Consider the following 18,231-nt stretch of genomic DNA (forward strand, 5'->3'; position numbering starts at 1 on the left):
TCAGGACCGCCCGTTCGCCGTGGCCGAGGCGTGCGCCTTCGCGTTCGCGTGCGCCTTCACGTCCGCGTGCGCCTTCACGTCCGCGTCCGCGTTCGCGTCGCGGATATCGCGGATCGCGGCCCGGATATTCGGATAGGCGGCGCAGCGACAGAGATTGCCACTCATGTGTTCGGCGATTTCCTCGTCCGTCGAGGCGTTTCCCTCTCCGAGCAGAGCGACCGCCGACATGAGCTGTCCCGATGTGCAGTAGCCGCACTGGAACGCGTCGCGCTCGATGAACGCGCTCTGCAGGGGGTGCAGCTCGTCGCCCGTGGCGAGCCCCTCGATCGTGGTGATCTCATGGCCCTCGCACGCCACCGCCAGCGTCAGACAGGCGAGCACGCGCCGGTCGTCGATCCAGACCGTGCAGGCGCCGCAGGTTCCCTGGTCGCACCCCTTCTTGGAGCCGGTGAGGCTCAGATGGTCCCGCAGGGCGTCCAGAAGACTGACTCGGGGTTCCAGTTCGATCTCGTGAACGTCGCCGTTCACCTTCATGGACACCGGGGCACGTGCCGGTCCGATCACAGCGCTCAGCCTTTCCCTGTGTGTGGCGGATTTGCTGGAAGAAAGACCCGCGGCCGACCGCCCACCCCTGAATACGGCTGACAAGGAGACCCTTCGGAGCGGGATTCTCCACCACGGCAATCCCCGCCGCGCCTTTTGACACCGCAACACGCGCGGAACCGCACGAAAGCCGGTCCGCGGAGGGAGAACAAAGAACAGAGAACAGAGAACGGACAGAAGCCGGAGAGAGGGCGGACAGAAAAATGACCGGCCCGTACGGACGTCTCCGTACGGGCCGGTCTTTCGCAAGGCCGGGGAGTTGGGGGATCAACCCCCGGCCGGGGTATCGGGGCCGGGCCGGTCGGGGCGACCGGCCGGCTCAGCCGCTTCGGGTCAGACCTTCGCCGGCGTTCCGTCGGCGTCGCGCGTCTCCGGTACGTCCGACGCGCGCTCGGCGGGGACGTCCGACTCCTTCGTGAGGCTGGGCCCGTCGCCGTCGCCGCCGTGCGGCGCGTGGTCGTCGACCAGCATCTTCTCGTCGAACGGGAGCCGGCCCGAGAGGACCTCGTCCACCCTGGTCCGGTCGATCTCCTTCGTCCACGTACCGACGAGGACCGTGGCGACGGCGTTGCCCGCGAAGTTCGTCAGGGCGCGCGCCTCGCTCATGAAGCGGTCGATGCCCACGATCAGACCGACACCGTCGACCAGCTCGGGACGGTGCGACTGAAGGCCGCCCGCCAGGGTCGCGAGGCCGGCGCCGGTGACACCCGCCGCGCCCTTCGACGCGATGATCATGAAGACCAGGAGCCCGATCTGCTCACCGATGGAGAGCGGGTCGCCCATCGCCTCGGCGATGAAGAGCGACGCCATCGTGAGGTAGATGGCCGTGCCGTCGAGGTTGAAGGAGTAGCCGGTCGGCACGGTGATACCGACGACGGGCTTGCTCACACCCAGGTGCTCCATCTTCGCGATCAGCCGCGGCAGCGCCGACTCCGACGAGGAGGTGGAGAGGATCAGCAGGAATTCGCGCGCCAGGTACTTCAGCAGCGAGAAGAGGTTGATCCCGGTGATCACCTTGAGCAGGGCGCCGAGGATGACGAAGACGAACAGCGCGCAGGTGATGTAGAAGCCGATCATGATGACCGCCAGCGACTTCAGCGCGTCCACGCCGGTCTCGCCGACCACCGCCGCGATGGCGCCGAAGGCACCGACCGGGGCCGCCCACATGATCATCGCGAGGATGCGGAAGACCAGGCGCTGGATGTGCCCGATGCCGCGCAGGATCGGCTCACCGGTGGAGCCCATCGCCTGGAGCGCGAAGCCGGCCAGCAGCGCGACCAGCAGCGTCTGGAGCACCTCGCCCTCGGTGAAGGCGGAGACGAGCGTCGTCGGGATGATGCCGACCAGGAACTCGGCGGTGGACTCGGCGTCGCCGTTCACCTGCGCGGCGCCGGCGTCGGCCGTGGCCTCGGTGATGTGCAGCCCCGCGCCGGGCTCCAGGATGTTGCCGACGACGAGGCCGATGGCCAGGGCGACGGTCGACATGACCATGAAGTAGCCGAGGGCCAGACCGCCGACGGCGCCGACCTTGGCGGCCTTGCGGACGGATCCGACGCCCAGCACGATGGTGCAGAAGATGATCGGGGAAATCATCATCTTGATGAGGTTGACGAAGCCGGTCCCGATGGGCTTCAGCTCGACGGCCACCCCCGGGGCTGCGAAACCGACGGTGATTCCGAGAACCACCGCGACGATCACGGCCAGATACAGATAATGGGTACGGTCCCGAGTAGCGGCCACGGGTCCTCCTTGACTCGTATGTCCCTGCGTGACCCTCCCGTCCCGAGGGGGTCCCGGCGACTATCCACCAGGCTGTGACCCCGGTCACCCTTACGTGCATTTCGTTCATACGATTTCGGCCAGGCAGACTTGCGACATGCAGCTACCCCGTCCCCGCAGCCTCGCGGGCCAGCTCTTCGCGATGCAGGTCGTGCTGGTCGCGGCCGTCGTGGCCGGATGTGCGCTGTTCGCGTACTTCACCGACCGGGCACAGGCCGAGGAGACCGCGAAGCGCCAGGTGACGGCGACGGCGCGGGCGATGGCCGACTCCCCGTCCGTACGGGAGGCCATCAGGTCCGACGACCCGTCGGCCACGCTCCAGCCCTACGCGGAGCGGGTGCGGGTCGACACGGGCGTCGACTTCGTCACGATCATGCAGCCGGACGGGACGCGCTGGACGCATCCGGATCCCCAGCTGATAGGGCTGCCCTTCATCGGCACGACGGAGCCCGCGCTGCTCGGCAAGACCTTCACCGAGACCTATACGGGGACGCTCGGCCCCTCGACCAGGGCGGTGACCCCGGTCAAGGACGACGGGCGGATCACCGGGCTGATCAGTGTCGGTATCACCGTCGACCGGATCTCCAGCCAGCTGGAGGAGCAGGTGCAGGTCCTGGCGCTGGCGGCCGGGGGCGCGCTCGCGCTGGGCGGTGTGGGCACGTATGTGATCAACGCGCGGCTGCGCCGGCACACCCACGGCATGAACGCGGCCGAGCTGAGCCGGATGCACGACTACCACGAGGCCGCGCTGCACGCCGTGCGCGAGGGGCTGCTCATGCTCGACGGCCGGCGCAGGATCGCGCTGATCAACGACGGCGGGCAGGAACTCCTCGGCCTGGACGACGGCGCGGTGGGCCGCAACATCGACGAGCTCGGGCTGCCCGCCCCGCTCGTCGGGGCGCTTCTGGCGTCGGAGCCGCGCGTGGACGAGGTCCATATGACCGCCGAGCGGATCGTCGTCGTCAGCACCCGTCCGGTGATCGGCGGCGAGCGGCGCGGTACGGTCGCCACGCTCCGCGACCACACCGAAATCCAGGCACTGTCGGGCGAGTTGGACTCCGAGCGCGGCTTCACGCACGCCCTTCGCTCGCAGGCGCACGAGGCGGCGAACCGGTTGCACACGGTGGTGTCGCTGATCGAGATGGGGCGTGTGGACGAGGCGGTGGAGTTCGCCACCGCGGAGCTGGAGCTGGCGCAGGTGCTCACGGACCGGGTGGTCGGCGCGGTGGCCGAGCCGGTCCTGGCGGCGCTGCTGCTGGGCAAGGCGGCGCAGGCGAACGAACGCGGTGTGGAGCTGGTGCTCGCCGAGGACAGCCGGATCGACGACGGGGTGCTGCCGCCGTCGCTGGCCGCCCGCGATCTGGTGACCATGCTCGGCAATCTGATCGACAACGGGGTGGACGCGGCGCAGGGCACGGACGGCGCGCGGGTCACGGTCACGGCGCTGGTCGAGAACGGGGAGCTGTTGCTGCGGGTACGGGACACGGGGCCGGGCGTGGCGCCCGGTGACATCGAGGAGGTGTTCCGGCGCGGCTGGTCGACCAGGGGCGCGGGGCGCGGGCTCGGCCTGGCACTCGTACGCCAGGCGGTGCACCGGGCGCGCGGCACGGTGGAGCTTTCGCCGGGGCGGGACGGCGGGGCGGAGTTCACCGTACGGCTGCCGCTGGGCGAGCGGGACGGGGCGCTCGCGCGCCCGGGTGCGGGACCCGGCGCGAGTGCCGGCGCGGGCGCCAGTGTGACGACGGATACGGATGCCGGTGCTGCGGGGCCAATGGCCGGTGCCACGGCCGACGGCGGGAAGAAGGGCGGATCATGACCGGGACCGGCGACGGCGCCCCGCGCCCCATCCGCGTACTCGTCGTCGAGGACGACCCCGTCGCCGCCGACGCCCACCAGCTGTACGTGGGCCGCGTGCCCGGCTTCGAGGTGGCCGGGGTCGCGCACTCCCGGGTCGAGGCCGGCCGCGCGCTGGAGCGTACGGACGTCGACCTGATCCTCCTCGACCTCTATCTGCCGGACGGCCACGGGCTCCAACTGCTGCGCAGTCTGCGGGCAGTCGGCCACCACGCGGACGTCATCGCCGTCACGTCGGCGCGCGATCTCGCCGTCGTACGGGAAGGGGTGTCGCTGGGCGTCGTGCAGTACGTGCTGAAGCCCTTCGCCTTCGCCACGCTCCGGGACCGGCTGAGCCGTTACGCCGAGTTCCGGGCCGCCGCCGGCGAGGCCAGTGGCCAGGACGAGGTGGACCGGGCCCTCGGCGCGCTGCGGGCGCCGCAGCCCGCCTCGCTGCCGAAGGGGCTCAGCGGTCCGACACTGGAGTCGGTGACGCGGGCGCTGCGCGACGCGCCGGAGGGGCTGACCGCCACGGAGGCTGCCGCCGGGCTCGGTATCTCCCGGATCACCGCGCGGCGCTATCTGGAGCATCTGGTGGTCGCGGGGCAGGCGGACCGCAGCCCCCAGTACGGTCAGATCGGGCGCCCGGAGCTCCAGTACCGCTGGATCGTCTCCGCCCGATAGGCGGGGCGGTGGACCGGGCGGCCGGTGGACCGGGAGCCCGGCCGCGCGACGGCAGGTGGCCCGGAGGCCCGCTGGTGGGCGCCGCGCACACCGGTGAACAATGCGGTCATGACTGTTCTCGGCGCCGTGTTCCGCCCCCAACTGCCCCCCGAACGACTCCGCGACATCGCCCGCACCGCGGACGACGCCGGTCTGGACGAGCTGTGGCTCTGGGAGGACTGCTTCCTGGAGAGCGGGATCGCCACCATCGCCGCCGCCCTCGCCTGGACCGAGCGGCTGCGCGTCGGCGTCGGGCTGCTCCCCGTACCCCTGCGCAACGTCGCCCTGACGGCCATGGAGGCCGCGACCCTGCACCGGCTCTTCCCGGGGCGCGCCCTGCTCGGGATCGGCCACGGTGTCCAGGACTGGATGGGACAGACCGGTTCGCGCGTCGAGTCTCCCGTGACGCTGCTGCGTGAGCACCTCGTGGCGCTGCGCGCGCTGCTGGCCGGCGAGCGGGTGACCACCGACGGGCGTTACGTGAAGCTGGACGCCGTCGCCCTCGACTGGCCGCCGTCCACCACCCCCGCGCCGCCCGCCGTGTACGCCGGCGCCACCGGCCCGCGCACGATGCGTCTGACGGGCGAGGCGGCCGACGGCACCATCCTGACGGGCGGCACCTCGCCCGACGCCGTACGGCGCTCCCGCCAACTCATCGCGCAGGGGCGGGAGTCGGCCGGGCGTACCGGGGACCACCCCGTCGTGGTCTATCTCCACACGGCGACCGGCCCGGACGCGGAAGCGCGGCTGCGGGCCGAGCTGGACGCCCTGGGCGACACCTGGGGACCGGAGGGACCGTACGGAATCGCGGGGCCGGCCGAGGCCGTCGCCGGGGCCGTACGGGCGCTCGCGGAGGCCGGCGCGGACACCGTGGTGCTCCAGCCGACCGCCGACGAACCGGACCCGGAGGGCTTCGTACGTTTCACGGCCGCCGAGGTCCGCCCGCTGGTGCCCCGTACGGAGTGAGCGGTGCACGGGGATTGACCTTCAGATTGACCCGGTCCTACGGTCGCCGGGCAGCCCATCGCGGCTAAAAGAGGAGGTCGTGCCCGTGCGCCCCACCGCCCCACTGATCCTCGTCACGGTCCTGGCCGCCGGCACGCTCACCGCGTGCGGCGGCGGGTCCGGCAGTGATCCGGACACCATCAAGGTGGCCTACAACAGATCGACGGACAACAAGATCCGCTTCAAGGACAACTATCTCCAGTCCGTGAAGAAGCAGTTCGAGAAGGCCAATCCCGGCAAGAAGGTCGAACTGATACCGATCCAGGCCCCCGACAACGACTACGCCACCAAGGCGCAGCAGATGATGCGCTCCCCGAAGACCGCGCCCGACCTGGTCTACGAGGACACCTTCCGGATCAACTCCGACATCAAGGCCGGCTATCTGCGCCCGTTGGACGAGTATCTGAACAAGTGGGACGCCTGGGACCAGTTCGTCGAGACGGCGAAGTCGGCCGCCAAGGCGGAGGACGGCAAGACGTACGGCGTACCGGACGGCACCGACACCCGCGGCCTCTGGTTCAACAAGAAGATCTTCGCCGAGGCGGGGCTGCCCGCCGACTGGCAGCCCAAGAACTGGGCCGAGGTCCTGGACGCGGCGCGCACGGTCAAGCGCGAGGTCCCGGACGCCATCCCGCTGAACGTCTACACCGGCAAGGGCCCCGGCGAGGCCGCGGTGATGCAGGGCTTCGAGATGCTGCTGTACGGCACGGGCGCGGACCCGCTCTACGACCCGGCGTCGAAGAAGTGGGTGGCGGGCACCAAGGGCTTCGTGGACGCGCTCGACTTCGTGAGGACGGTGTACTCGGAGAAGCTCGGGCCCGACGTCTCCGACGCGCTGGACCCCAACATCGGCACGCGCGTCGCCACGGAGTTCTTCCCGGAGGGGAAGCTGGCGATCTCCCTCGACGGGTCCTGGATGGGGCAGAACTGGATCAACAAGGGCCCCAAGGAGTGGCCCGAGTGGTCCACGGAGCTGGCCCAGGCACCGATGCCGACGCAGAACGGGCAGGAGCCGGGCAGCGTGTCGATGTCCGGCGGCTGGGCCTGGTCGATTCCGCAGAAGGCCCAGAACCCGGATCTCGCCTTCGAGTTCATCAAGACGCAGCAGACGAAGGAGAACGCCGTCGAGTGGGACGTCGTCGGCGCGCAGATCGCCGTCCGTAAGGATGTGGCGGCCGATCCGAGGTATCTGAAGTCGATGCCCGGTATCGACTTCTTCACCAAGCTCGTCGAGGTCACCAACTACCGGCCCGCGCTGCCGGTCTACCCCCAGGTGTCGTCCGCCATCGGCGAGGCGATGGAGTCGGTGACGACGGGGGACTCGTCCGCGGCCGAGGCGGCCAAGGCGTACGACGAGCAGTTGAAGACCATCGCCGACGGCGCGGTGGTCGAGAAGTGAGCACCGCACACACGGCGGGCGCGTCGGCGGTGACGGAGTCGGCGCCGTGAGCACGGTGGGCGCCACGGACGGCGGGGCGGTCGGCGAACTGCCGGGCGGCGCGGGCGGGCCCGCCGTGCCGCTCGACAAGCGCCCGGACCGGGGCGGCCGCAAGGGCCGTGAGCCTCGCGGCGGCCGCGGGGCGCGGCCGTTGCGCTGGCTGCCGCTGGCCCCGGCGACGGTGCTGCTGCTCCTCTTCCTCGCCGGCCCGATCGGCTACTGCGTCTGGATCGCCTTCACCAACACGCAGTTGACCGGCTCCTCGACATCGGACTTCGTGGGCCTGGACAACTTCCGCCGGGCCTTCGCGGACGACAACTTCCGTAACGCGGTCTGGCTGACGCTCGTCTTCACCTTCGTGTCCTCGATCGTCGGCCAGAACACGATCGGGCTGGCGCTGGCCGGCCTGATGCGCGCCGCGTCCCGGCCGGTGCGCACCGTGACGGGCGCGGTCGTGATCGCGGCGTGGGTGCTGCCGGAGATCGTCGCGGCGTTTCTGCTGTACGCGTTCTTCCGCCGCGAGGGGACGCTCAACGCGATCCTGGACTGGCTCCATCTGCCGTCCCAGAACTGGCTGTTCACCCTGCCGATCCTGGCGGTGTCGTTCGCCAACGTCTGGCGCGGCACGGCGTTCTCCATGCTGATCTACTCCGCCGCGCTCTCCGAGATCCCGAAGGACATCACCGAGGCCGCGGAGGTCGACGGCGCGAACGGGGTGCGCAGGCTGTGGCACATCACGCTGCCGATGATCCGTCGTTCCATCGGCACCAATCTGATGCTCAACACCCTCTCCACGCTCTCGGTCTTCGGACTGATCTGGGCGATGACCCGCGGCGGGCCGGGCAACCGCAGCCAGACCCTGCCGGTGTTCATGTACGACCAGGCGTTCCTCAAGAGCCTGATCGGTTACGGCACGGCGGTGGCGCTGCTGCTGCTTCTGGTGGGCGCGCTGTTCTCGATCGTCTACATACGCCTGCTGAAGGTGGAGGTGTGATGAAGCGCGCCACTCGCGTCCGGCTCGCCTCGGACGCCGCCCTGGTCGTGGTGGCCGCGGCCTTCCTGCTGCCGCTGCTGTGGCTGGTGCTGTCCTCGCTCGACGCGGAGGCGGATCTGCGGGTACGGCTGCCGTCGTCGCCGACGACGGAGAACTTCAGCGCCGTCCTCACCGACGAGATCACCTTCACGCCGATGCTCAACAGCCTGCTGCTGTGCGGCAGCGCCACCCTGCTGACGGTGGTGTGCGCGGCGCTGGCGGCGTACCCGCTCTCCCGCTACCGGTCGCGGTTCAGCCGCCCGTATCTGCTGACCATCCTGTTCACGACGTGTCTGCCGATCACCGCGATCATGGTCCCGGTGTACGGCCTCTTCGTCCAGGTCAATCTGGTCGACACGATGTACGGCACGGCGCTCTTCCTCGCCACCTCCCAACTCCCCTTCTCCATCTGGCTGATGAAGAACTTCATGGACGGGGTGCCGACCGTCCTGGAGGAGGCGGCGTGGACGGACGGGGCGTCGATGCTCCAGACGCTGACCCGGATCGTGCTGCCGCTGATGGGGCCGGGCATGACGGTCGTGATGATCTACACGTTCATCCAGCTCTGGGGGAACTTCTTCGTCCCCTTCATGCTGCTGCTCACCCCCGACCAACTCCCGGCATCGGTCTCGATCTTCACGTTCTTCGGCAACTACGGCTCGGTGATCTACGGGCAGCTCGCGGCGTTCTCGATCCTGTACTCCACGCCGGTGCTGCTGCTCTACATCCTGATCTCCCGCCGGCTGGGAGGGGGCTTCGCACTCGGCGGCGCGGTGAAGGGCTAGAGGCGGCGCCCGGGGCGGGGAGCCCGGGGCGCCTGGTGATCGCGCTCCCCCGGCACCGCGCACCCCGCCCCGCGCGCGAAGGGCGCCGCGGACCCGCCCTAGAAGACCGACTCCGCCTCGAACATCCGGTTCTCCGGGACCGTCTTGAGGCGGGTGACCGCCTCCGCCAGGGGCACCATCGCCACCGACGTCCCGTGCAGCGCCGTCATCTTGCCGAACTCGCCGTTGTGCACCGCCTCCACCGCGTGCCAGCCGAAGCGCGTCGCCAGCACCCGGTCGTACGCCGTCGGCGTGCCCCCGCGCTGCACATGTCCGAGGATGACCGGCCTGGCCTCCTTGCCCATGCGCCGCTCCAGCTCGCCCGCGAGGCGGTTGCCGATGCCCTGGAAGCGTTCGTGGCCGAACTGGTCGATCTCGCCCTTCACGTAGTGCATCGAGCCCTCCGCCGGGTGCGCGCCCTCGGCGACGCAGATGACCGCGAACTTCTTCCCGCGCGCGAACCGCTCCTCGACCATCTTCACGATGCTGTCGACCTCGAAGGGCCGCTCCGGCAGACAGATGCCGTGCGCGCCGCCCGCCATGCCCGACTCCAGCGCGATCCAGCCGGCGTGCCGGCCCATGACCTCGACGACCATCACCCGCTGGTGCGACTCGGCCGTGGTCTTCAGCCGGTCGATGGCCTCCGTCGCGACCATCACGGCCGTGTCGAAGCCGAAGGTGCGGTCGGTGGAGGAGATGTCGTTGTCGATCGTCTTCGGCACGCCCACCACGGGCATCCCCGCGTCGGAGAGCATCCGGGCCGCCGTGAGCGTGCCCTCGCCGCCGATCGGGATGAGCGCGTCGATGCCGTACTCACGGCCCAGCTCGTCCGCGCTCTCGGCGGCTTCCCGCAGCCGCCCGCGCTCCAGCCTGGCCGAGCCGAGGATCGTGCCGCCGCGCGCCAGGATGCCGCTGACGGAGTCGAGGTCCAGGGGACGGAAGTGGCCGTCGAGCAGCCCCTTGAAGCCGTCCTCGAAGCCGATGACCTCGTCCCCGTGCCCGGTCACGGCGCGGTGGACGACCGAACGGATCACGGCGTTCAGGCCGGGACAGTCGCCGCCTGCGGTGAGAACTCCGATACGCATCGCGCTGTGTCTCCTGCTCGCTGAGGATGTGTTCCGGTGCGGGCCGGGCCACGTGGCCCACCCAGGTCCTGTCTCGGAGGCGCCGTACCCACCCCCAAAGGTATTGTCAAGAGGGCTGTGCCACCCTAACGGGCCTAACGGCAGAAACAGGAATTTCCTCGCTCCCCACCGCTGCCGGTCCGCACCACCTCCACCATCTTCGTCGAACAGGAGAGCGCGCGTGACACGCAGCGTGTACGTGACCGGGATCGACCGGGGAGACGGCCGCCAGGTCGTCGAGCTGGGGGTCATGGAGGTTCTGACCCGCCAGGTGGACCGGGTGGGCGTCTTCCGCCCGCTGGTCCACGCGAACGGCCCCGACCGCCTCTTCGATCTGCTGCGCGCCCGCTACCGCCTCTCCCAGGACCCCGCGTCGGGTTACGGCCTCGGGTACGCGGAGGCCGCCGCGATCCAGGCCGACGGCGGTACGGACGAGCTGGTCCAGCAGCTCGTGCGGCGCTTCCACGAGGTCGCCCGGGACTACGAGGTGGTCCTCGTCCTCGGCACCGACTTCGCCGACACCCAGCTCCCCGACGAGCTGGCGCTCAACGCGCGGCTGGCGAACGAGTTCGGCGCCTCGGTCATACCGGTGGTCGGCGGGAAGGGCCAGCCCGCCGACTCCGTCCAGGCAGAGGCGCGCAACGCCCACCGGGCGTACGCCGTGCTGGGCTGCGACATCCTCGCGATGGTCGTGAACCGGGTCGCCCCCGAGGACCGCGACGCGATCGACGCGCAGCTCGGGGAGCAGCTGCCGGTGCCCTGCTACACGCTCCCCGACGAGGCGGCGCTGGCCGCCCCGACCGTCGCGCAGATCACCCGCGCCCTCGGCGGCACGGTGCTGCTCGGGGACGAGGCGGGGCTGGCGCGCGACGCGCTCGACTTCGTCTTCGGCGGGGCGATGCTGCCGAACATGCTGAACGCGCTGACGCCGGGCTGTCTGCTGGTGACACCGGGCGACCGGGCGGACCTGGTGGTCGGCGCGCTCGCCGCGCACTCGGCCGGGACGCCGCCCATCGCGGGCGTGCTGCTGACCCTGAACGAGCGGCCGGCCGACTCGGTGCTCACCCTCGCCTCGAAACTGGCCCCCGGCACACCCGTCGTCTCGGTGGTCGCGGGATCCTTTCCGACGGCGGGTGAACTCTTCGCGCTGGAAGGGAAGTTGAACGCCGACACACCGCGCAAGGCGGAGACGGCGCTGGGGCTCTTCGAGCGGTACGTGGACACGGGCGATCTGCTGGCACGGATGTCGGTGGTGCGCAGCTCCCGGGTGACGCCGATGATGTTCGAGCACGACCTGCTGGAGCAGGCCCGTGCCGTACGGCGCCGGGTGGTCCTGCCGGAGGGCACGGAGGACCGGGTGCTGCGCGCGGCCGATGTTCTGTTGCGCCGCGACGTCTGCGACCTCACCCTCCTCGGGGACGTCGACGTCATCGGCAAGAAGGCCGCCGATCTCGGCATCGACCTGGCGGGCACCCAGCTGATCGACCCGGCGACGGACGAGCTGCGGCAGCGGTTCGCCGTGCGGTACGCGGAGCTGCGCGCGCACCGGGGAGTGACGGTGGAGCTGGCGTACGACGTGGTCGCCGACGTGAACTACTTCGGCACCCTGATGGTCGACGCGGGCCTGGCCGACGGCATGGTCTCGGGGTCCGTCCACTCGACGGCGGCCACGATCCGCCCGGCGTTCGAGATCATCAAGGCGGTGGAGACACCGACCGCGACGTCGAGCGTCTCCTCGGTCTTCTTCATGTGCCTGGCGGACAAGGTGCTGGTCTACGGCGACTGCGCGGTCATCCCCGACCCGGACGCCCGGCAGCTCGCGGACATCGCGGTGCAGGCCGCCGCGACCGCAGCCAGGTTCGGGGTGGAGCCCCGGATCGCGATGCTGTCGTACTCGACGGGGACCTCCGGCTCCGGCGCGGACGTCGACAAGGTGCGCGAGGCGACGAGGCTGGTGCGCGCGGCACGGCCCGAACTGAGGATCGAGGGACCGATCCAGTACGACGCCGCCGTGGAGCCGAGCGTCGCCGCGACGAAGCTGCCGGACTCGGAGGTGGCGGGGCGCGCGACGGTGCTGATCTTCCCGGACCTGAACACCGGCAACAACACGTACAAGGCCGTGCAGCGTTCGGCGGGCGCGGTGGCGGTGGGCCCGGTGATGCAGGGGCTGCGCAAGCCGGTGAACGACCTGTCGCGCGGCGCCCTCGTCCAGGACATCGTGAACACGGTCGCCATCACGGCCGTCCAGGCGCAGGGCGGCGACGCGTGAGCGCGCGTCCGCGCCGCTCCCGCACACCGCTCCCTCTCCGAAAGGCGTCCCGCCCGTGACCTCGCAGGCCACCCGAGTCCTCGTACTCAACTCCGGCTCCTCGTCGGTGAAGTACCAGCTGCTGGACATGCGCGACTCCACCCGGCTGGCCGTCGGCCTCGTCGAGCGCATCGGCGAGGGCGCGTCGCGCCTGGTGCACACCCCGTCGGGCGAGGGCGCCGCGAGGCGCGAGCGTACGGAGCGGATCGCCGACCACGAGGAGGCGCTGCGGGCCGTCGCCCGGGAACTGGCCCAGGACGGCGTCGGCCTCGACTCCCCCGAACTGGCGGCGATCGGCCACCGCGTGGTGCACGGCGGGCTGGAGTTCAGCGCCCCCACGGTGATCGACGACGCCGTGCTCGCGGAGATCGAGCGGCTGGTGCCGGTGGCGCCCCTGCACAACCCGGCGAACATCACCGGCATCAGAACGGCGCGGGCGCTGCGCCCCGATCTGCCGCAGGTCGCGGTCTTCGACACCGCGTTCCACACGACGATGCCGGAGCACGCGGCGCGTTACGCGATCGACGTCGAGACGGCCGACGCGCACCGGATCCGGCGCTACGGGTTCCACGGCACGTCGCACGCGTACGTCTCCCGGCGCGCGGCCCAGCTGCTGGGCCGGGCGCCGGAGGAGCTGAATCTGATCGTGCTGCACCTGGGCAACGGGGCGTCGGCGTCGGCGGTCGCGGGCGGGCGCTGTGTGGACACCTCGATGGGACTGACCCCCTTGGAGGGGCTGGTCATGGGTACGCGCTCGGGAGACATCGATCCGGCGGTGGTCTTCCATCTGGAGCGGGTCGCCGGAATGGACACCGACGAGATCGACGCGCTGCTCAACAAGAGGAGCGGGCTGATGGGGCTCTGCGGCGACAACGACATGCGGGAGATCCGCCGGCGGGTCGACGAGGGCGACGAACGCGCCCGGCTGGCCTTCGACATCTACATCCACCGGCTGAGGAAATACATCGGCGCCTATTACGCGGTGCTCGGCCGGGTGGACGCGGTGGTGTTCACCGCCGGCGTCGGGGAGAACGCGGCGCCGGTGCGGGAGGCCGCGATCGCCGGTCTCGGTGAGTTGGGGCTGGTCGTGGACGCGGAGCTCAACGCCGTACGGTCCGGCGAGCCGCGTCTCGTATCGCCGGACCACGCGCGCGTCGCCGTCGCCGTCGTACCGACGGATGAGGAAATGGAGATCGCCCGCCAGACCTTCGATCTGGTCGACGCCTGAGCGCCACCCCGCCCATTTGTACTTTCCGCCAGCCGGAATATTCCGTGCTGAAACAAACCGATAGGATCCGCCCTATGCGCCGTTCCAAAATTGTCTGCACACTTGGCCCCGCCGTCGACTCCTACGAGCAGCTGAAAGCGCTCATCGAGGCCGGTATGAACGTGGCCCGACTGAATATGAGCCACGGGTCCCATCCCGAGCACGAGGAGCGTTACCACCGCGTCCGGAAGGCGGCCGAGGCCACCGGCCGGGCCGTGGGCGTGCTCGTCGACCTCCAGGGCCCGAAGATCCGTCTGGAGACCTTCGCCGAGGGTCCCGTCGAACTGGAGCGCGGTGACGAGTTCATCATCACCACCGAGGATGTCCCGGGCGACAAGGGCATCTGCGGCACCACCTACAAGGGCCTGCCGGGTGACGTCGCCAAGGGCGACCAGATCCTGATCAACGACGGCAACGTCGAGCTGCGGGTGACCGACGTCGACGGCCCGAGGGTCAAGTCGCTGGTCGTCGAGGGTGGGGTCATCTCCGACCACAAGGGCATCAACCTGCCGGGTACGGCGGTCAATGTGCCGGCCCTGTCCGAGAAGGACGTCGACGACCTGCGCTTCGCGCTGCGGATGGGCTGCGACATGATCGCGCTGTCCTTCGTGCGCGACGCGGACGACATCAACGACGTGCACAAGATCATGGACGAGGAGGGCCGCCGGGTCCCCGTCATCGCGAAGGTCGAGAAGCCGCAGGCCGTCGCCAACATGGAGGCTGTCGTCGCCGCGTTCGACAGCGTCATGGTGGCCCGTGGCGACCTGGCGGTCGAGTACCCGCTCGAAAAGGTCCCGATGGTGCAGAAGCGCCTCATCGAGCTGTGCCGCCGCAACGCCAAGCCGGTGATCGTGGCGACCCAGATGATGGAGTCGATGATCACCAACTCCCGCCCCACGCGCGCCGAGGCGTCGGACGTGGCGAACGCGATCCTCGACGGGGCCGACGCGGTCATGCTGTCGGCGGAGTCCTCCGTCGGCGCCTATCCGGTCGAGACGGTCAAGACGATGTCGAAGATCGTCGTCGCGGCCGAGACCGAGCTGCTCTCCAAGGGCCTCCAGCCGCTCGTGGCGGGCAAGAAGCCCCGTACGCAGGGCGGTTCGGTCGCCCGCGCGGCGTGCGAGATCGCGGACTTCCTGGACGGCAAGGCGCTGGTCGCCTTCACCCAGTCCGGAGACACCGCCCGCCGGCTCTCGCGCTACCGCACCCTTCAGCCGATCCTCGCCTTCACCTCGGACCCCGCGACCCGGAACCAGCTCTCGCTGAGCTGGGGCGTCGAGTCCTTCGTCGTACCGCATGTGAACACCACGGACGCGATGGTCGATCTCGTGGACGCGGAGCTGCTGAAGCTCCAGCGCTACCACGAGTCGGACACGATGATCATCACGGCCGGCTCCCCGCCCGGCGTCCCCGGCACCACGAACATGGTCCGTGTGCACCGTCTGGGAGACACCCGCGTCCAGGACTGAACCACCCGTCCAGGGCCGTGACACCGGCCGCGGAGCGGGCCGCACAGTCAGCTGTGCGGCCCGTCGTCATGCGTGGGGGGAACGGGGCCGTCTTCCCGGCGCGCCCTAGTCGGTGATGTAGTTCGAGAGGCCCGGCACGGTGAGTGTGCCGCCGAACTGGCCCGCCTGAAGGACCTCGACCTCGGTGAAGAAGGCGAACGGGACGTTGAGCGGCGGCGGGGTCTCGGGGCTGAACACGATCGGGATCAGCCCGAACAGATTGCCCTTCAACTGCTCGGTGTACATGGTGACCTGCCCGTCGCGGATGGTCGACGTCGAGTCCGGCCTGCTCGCCACGTGCGCCGTGCGGCCCTCGGGGTAGACGACCTTCTGGTGCAGGTCCTTGATGTCCACCTCCGAGGCCGTGAACTTCAGCGCCTTCTTGATCTTTCCGCTGCCGGTCTTCACCTCGACGATGCCGTGGTAGTCCAGACCCCGCAGCGTGAGCTTGGTGCTCTCCAGCTTCCACGGGTCGTCCGGCAACAGCGGGATGCCGGGCTCCAGTTCGGCGGCGGCCAGCGCCTCCGGGTCGGCCTCGGGGCAGGGGAAACGCGGCTTGCCGTCGGCGCCCTCGGGGATGTCGTCGTCCTTACGGGCCTCCAGGCCCTTGGCGTCCTCGTCCAGCTCCTCGACCTTCGCGCCGGCCTTGTCGGCGGCGTCCCTGATGGCGTCCTCGGTGCGGTCGGCGGCGCTGTCCCCGTCGCTGTTCTCGCTGTCGTCGTCGGCCTTGCCCGCACCGGAATCCGATCCCGAATCCGGTGTGTCGCTGTCGGACGTGCCGGACCCCGACCCACCGTCGGTCCCCGAGTCCGCGTCCGCGTCCGAGTCGGCCGGATCTCCGGCACCGGGCTTCCCGGTCGACGTGCCGGCCGGCTCGTCCTTCTCCTTGTCCGGTACGCCGAGAAGGTCACCCAGCGCGTCTCCCAGACCCAGCGGGTCCAGCGGGTCCCTGGACTCCGACGTGCTCGGACCGGGCGCGGGCTCCTTGGGCCGGGCGGACTCGCCGGCATCGGCGGCGGGCGGCGTCTCGCCGGGCGAGGGCTCGGGACCGTCGTCGTCCCCGTCGGCGCCCTCCGGCGGCTTCGGCGCGTCCGTGGAATCCCCCGACGGGTCCTCGGACGCTCCGTCCGACGGCTTCTCCGAGGGCTTCTCGGACGGCGAGGCCGACTCCTCCGGCGGTTCGTCGGAGCGCGTGACGCACGGCCCCGGCGCGAAGGGAATGTCCTTGGTGTCGTCGGCGAGCGCGAGCCGGGGCGTGAGCCCCATCCCGACGAAGACCGCCGTGGGCATCGCGGCCAGCGCGAACGCCTTGCCCGCCGGGATCTGGAGCTTCGTCAGCAGCGACTTCCTGGGGGCGGCGTGGCGCGGGCCGCTTCTCTCGCGGGCCTGCCCGCCGCCGGCCGTCTCCGACCGCGTGTCCTCACCCCGCACTGTTCCTCCCGCCGTTGGCATGAGCAGTCGTGTCCGTCAGATTCGGGCGCCCGTCATGCGGGCCGGGGAGAAAAGGGTCGTCCCCACCCCCGTCCGGAGTCCCCTGATCGACGGCTCCGCCGCCGGGCTTGAACGTCTGCCGCCGCACCGCCGCGTGCCCGGCCGGCCGGCCGTCACCGACGTCGGCGGCGTGCTCGTCGTCCAGGTCCACCGGTCGGCCCGGCGCCCAGGCTATGGAGAGACCTCCGCCGATGAGGGCGAGCGTCGCGCCCATCATGAATCCACCGATGTTGGACACGGGGATGGAGACGAGTCCCAGCAGGATCGTGGCGACGCCGGCGAAGACCCGCACGATGCTCTGGAACCACATCGTCAGACCCAGCGTGGCGAGCAGGACACCGATGATCAGCGAGCCGGCGCCCGCCGTGGTGGCCATCGTCAGTGTGAGATGGCCCAACTTCAGTTCGGCATAGGGGAAGTAGGCGATCGGCACTCCGCTGAGGAGTGTCAGAAGCCCCGCCCAGAAAGGCCGAGTACCCCGCCAGGCGCGGAAGCGCAGCCGCCAGTACGTGAATCGGCCGCGGGGCTCCGAAGACTCGGCGCTCATGGAAAACAGCTCCCTGGTACCGGTGTTGCTGTGAGAGATTTGGGAGTGGGCGGACGCGACCGCGTCAGACGGGGCGCGCCCGCCCTGGGGGCGGCGTGCTCAAGACCCGGTCAGGATCTAGTAGCACTCCTTGACGCCCTTGTGCAGCTTCAGACTCAGACCGCTGAGCTCGAAGGTGCCGGCGGTGGTCGCCCACGCCGTCTGCTTCACATCGGTCAGCGTCGCCTCTTCGGCGCGCTGTGCGAAGCCGAATTTGTTGACCTTGCCCTCGGTCCCCGGCTGGATCCGCGTGTCGCCGGCCGCCACACCGATGTCGATGTTCTTGAACTTGGCGTCGGCGTCGAGCTGGGCGACGTCCAGATACAGGTTGGTCGCCTTGACCGGCTTCTGGGCGTCCCGGCCGGCGCGCAGCTCAAGGCTGACACTCCCGAATATCGGGACGTCCGGAGTGACCACCGACTGGCACATGTTGTTGATCGTGGCCGAGCTGAAGCCCGAGACGGCCACCGGGTGCAGGGTCTTGTTGCCCTTGAGATCGGTGCCGTCGGCCAGGCTGCCGTACTGAACGAAGTCCTGGCCCACCAACTGGTCGGCCGAGACCTTGAAACTCTGCCCCGACACACTGAACGACGCGGCGAGCGCGCCCTGTGCGAGAGCGACACCTATCGCGGCCGTCGCGGCCACGCTCGGCACCATGACGACGGCGAACCGCTTCCATCTGGTCCCGCCACGTGCTTGGGACTCCATC

The 18,231-nt window shown here is 70.2% G+C and carries 15 protein-coding genes; 9 read left to right on the forward strand and 6 right to left on the reverse strand.

Features of this window, described 5'->3' with window-relative positions:
* The gene (locus ACFWU9_RS21630; protein WP_384320843.1) at nucleotides 1–534 is read right to left on the reverse strand and encodes a (2Fe-2S)-binding protein; all 534 of its coding nucleotides are present in this window, start codon (nucleotides 532–534) and stop codon (nucleotides 1–3) included.
* 402 nt (nucleotides 535–936) lie between these two features.
* Complete coding sequence (locus ACFWU9_RS21635; protein ID WP_384320735.1) at nucleotides 937–2,343, reverse strand: cation:dicarboxylate symporter family transporter; 1,407 nt, start codon at nucleotides 2,341–2,343, stop codon at nucleotides 937–939.
* A gap of 136 nt (nucleotides 2,344–2,479) precedes the next feature.
* On the opposite strand from ACFWU9_RS21635, the gene ACFWU9_RS21640 reads away from it, so the two are divergent.
* From ACFWU9_RS21640 to ACFWU9_RS21665, 6 genes are all read left to right on the forward strand, one after another.
* Nucleotides 2,480–4,198 (forward strand): ATP-binding protein, encoded by a 1,719-nt coding sequence (locus ACFWU9_RS21640; RefSeq protein WP_384320737.1) that lies wholly within the window; start codon nucleotides 2,480–2,482, stop codon nucleotides 4,196–4,198.
* Nucleotides 4,195–4,899: a response regulator gene (locus ACFWU9_RS21645; protein WP_384320739.1), complete on the forward strand. Its 705-nt coding sequence runs from the start codon at nucleotides 4,195–4,197 to the stop codon at nucleotides 4,897–4,899. Before ACFWU9_RS21640 ends, ACFWU9_RS21645 begins: the two co-directional genes overlap by 4 nt.
* A gap of 108 nt (nucleotides 4,900–5,007) precedes the next feature.
* The gene (locus ACFWU9_RS21650) at nucleotides 5,008–5,904 is read left to right on the forward strand and encodes an LLM class flavin-dependent oxidoreductase (protein ID WP_384320741.1); all 897 of its coding nucleotides are present in this window, start codon (nucleotides 5,008–5,010) and stop codon (nucleotides 5,902–5,904) included.
* Nucleotides 5,905–5,989: 85 nt separating this feature from the next.
* Entirely contained in the window at nucleotides 5,990–7,342 is a 1,353-nt protein-coding gene (locus tag ACFWU9_RS21655; RefSeq protein WP_384320744.1) for an ABC transporter substrate-binding protein, read from the forward strand.
* A gap of 190 nt (nucleotides 7,343–7,532) precedes the next feature.
* A complete protein-coding gene (locus ACFWU9_RS21660) occupies nucleotides 7,533–8,375 on the forward strand; it encodes a carbohydrate ABC transporter permease (RefSeq protein WP_384320845.1) in 843 nt (280 codons plus the stop codon).
* Nucleotides 8,375–9,199 (forward strand): carbohydrate ABC transporter permease, encoded by an 825-nt coding sequence (locus tag ACFWU9_RS21665; protein ID WP_384320748.1) that lies wholly within the window; start codon nucleotides 8,375–8,377, stop codon nucleotides 9,197–9,199. Before ACFWU9_RS21660 ends, ACFWU9_RS21665 begins: the two co-directional genes overlap by 1 nt.
* Nucleotides 9,200–9,297: 98 nt before the next feature.
* On the opposite strand, the gene ACFWU9_RS21670 is transcribed toward ACFWU9_RS21665, so the two are convergent.
* On the reverse strand, nucleotides 9,298–10,323 hold the full coding sequence (locus tag ACFWU9_RS21670) for an ATP-dependent 6-phosphofructokinase (protein ID WP_384320750.1): 1,026 nt from the start codon (nucleotides 10,321–10,323) through the stop codon (nucleotides 9,298–9,300).
* 220 nt (nucleotides 10,324–10,543) lie between these two features.
* Between ACFWU9_RS21670 and pta the strand changes: the two genes are divergently transcribed.
* From pta to pyk, 3 genes are all read left to right on the forward strand, one after another.
* On the forward strand, nucleotides 10,544–12,631 hold the full coding sequence (gene pta / locus ACFWU9_RS21675; RefSeq protein WP_384320752.1) for a phosphate acetyltransferase: 2,088 nt from the start codon (nucleotides 10,544–10,546) through the stop codon (nucleotides 12,629–12,631).
* Nucleotides 12,632–12,686: 55 nt separating this feature from the next.
* Nucleotides 12,687–13,898, forward strand: a complete 1,212-nt coding sequence (locus ACFWU9_RS21680) for an acetate kinase (RefSeq protein WP_384320754.1) — start codon at nucleotides 12,687–12,689, stop codon at nucleotides 13,896–13,898.
* A gap of 74 nt (nucleotides 13,899–13,972) precedes the next feature.
* Entirely contained in the window at nucleotides 13,973–15,406 is a 1,434-nt protein-coding gene (gene pyk, locus ACFWU9_RS21685; protein WP_384320756.1) for a pyruvate kinase, read from the forward strand.
* 105 nt (nucleotides 15,407–15,511) lie between these two features.
* Here pyk and ACFWU9_RS21690 read toward each other — a convergent pair whose 3' ends face one another.
* From ACFWU9_RS21690 to ACFWU9_RS21700, 3 genes are all read right to left on the reverse strand, one after another.
* Nucleotides 15,512–16,876 (reverse strand): hypothetical protein, encoded by a 1,365-nt coding sequence (locus ACFWU9_RS21690; RefSeq protein WP_384320758.1) that lies wholly within the window; start codon nucleotides 16,874–16,876, stop codon nucleotides 15,512–15,514.
* Nucleotides 16,866–17,483 carry a DUF6114 domain-containing protein gene (locus ACFWU9_RS21695; RefSeq protein WP_384320760.1) on the reverse strand — a complete coding sequence of 206 codons (618 nt, stop codon included), beginning with the start codon at nucleotides 17,481–17,483 and terminating at the stop codon, nucleotides 16,866–16,868. Before ACFWU9_RS21695 ends, ACFWU9_RS21690 begins: the two co-directional genes overlap by 11 nt.
* Nucleotides 17,484–17,600: 117 nt before the next feature.
* A complete protein-coding gene (locus tag ACFWU9_RS21700; protein WP_384320762.1) occupies nucleotides 17,601–18,230 on the reverse strand; it encodes a DUF6230 family protein in 630 nt (209 codons plus the stop codon).
* Nucleotide 18,231: the final 1 nt, after the last annotated feature.

This window comes from Streptomyces sp. NPDC058653 (genome assembly GCF_042716895.1).
GTDB lineage: Bacteria > Actinomycetota > Actinomycetes > Streptomycetales > Streptomycetaceae > Streptomyces.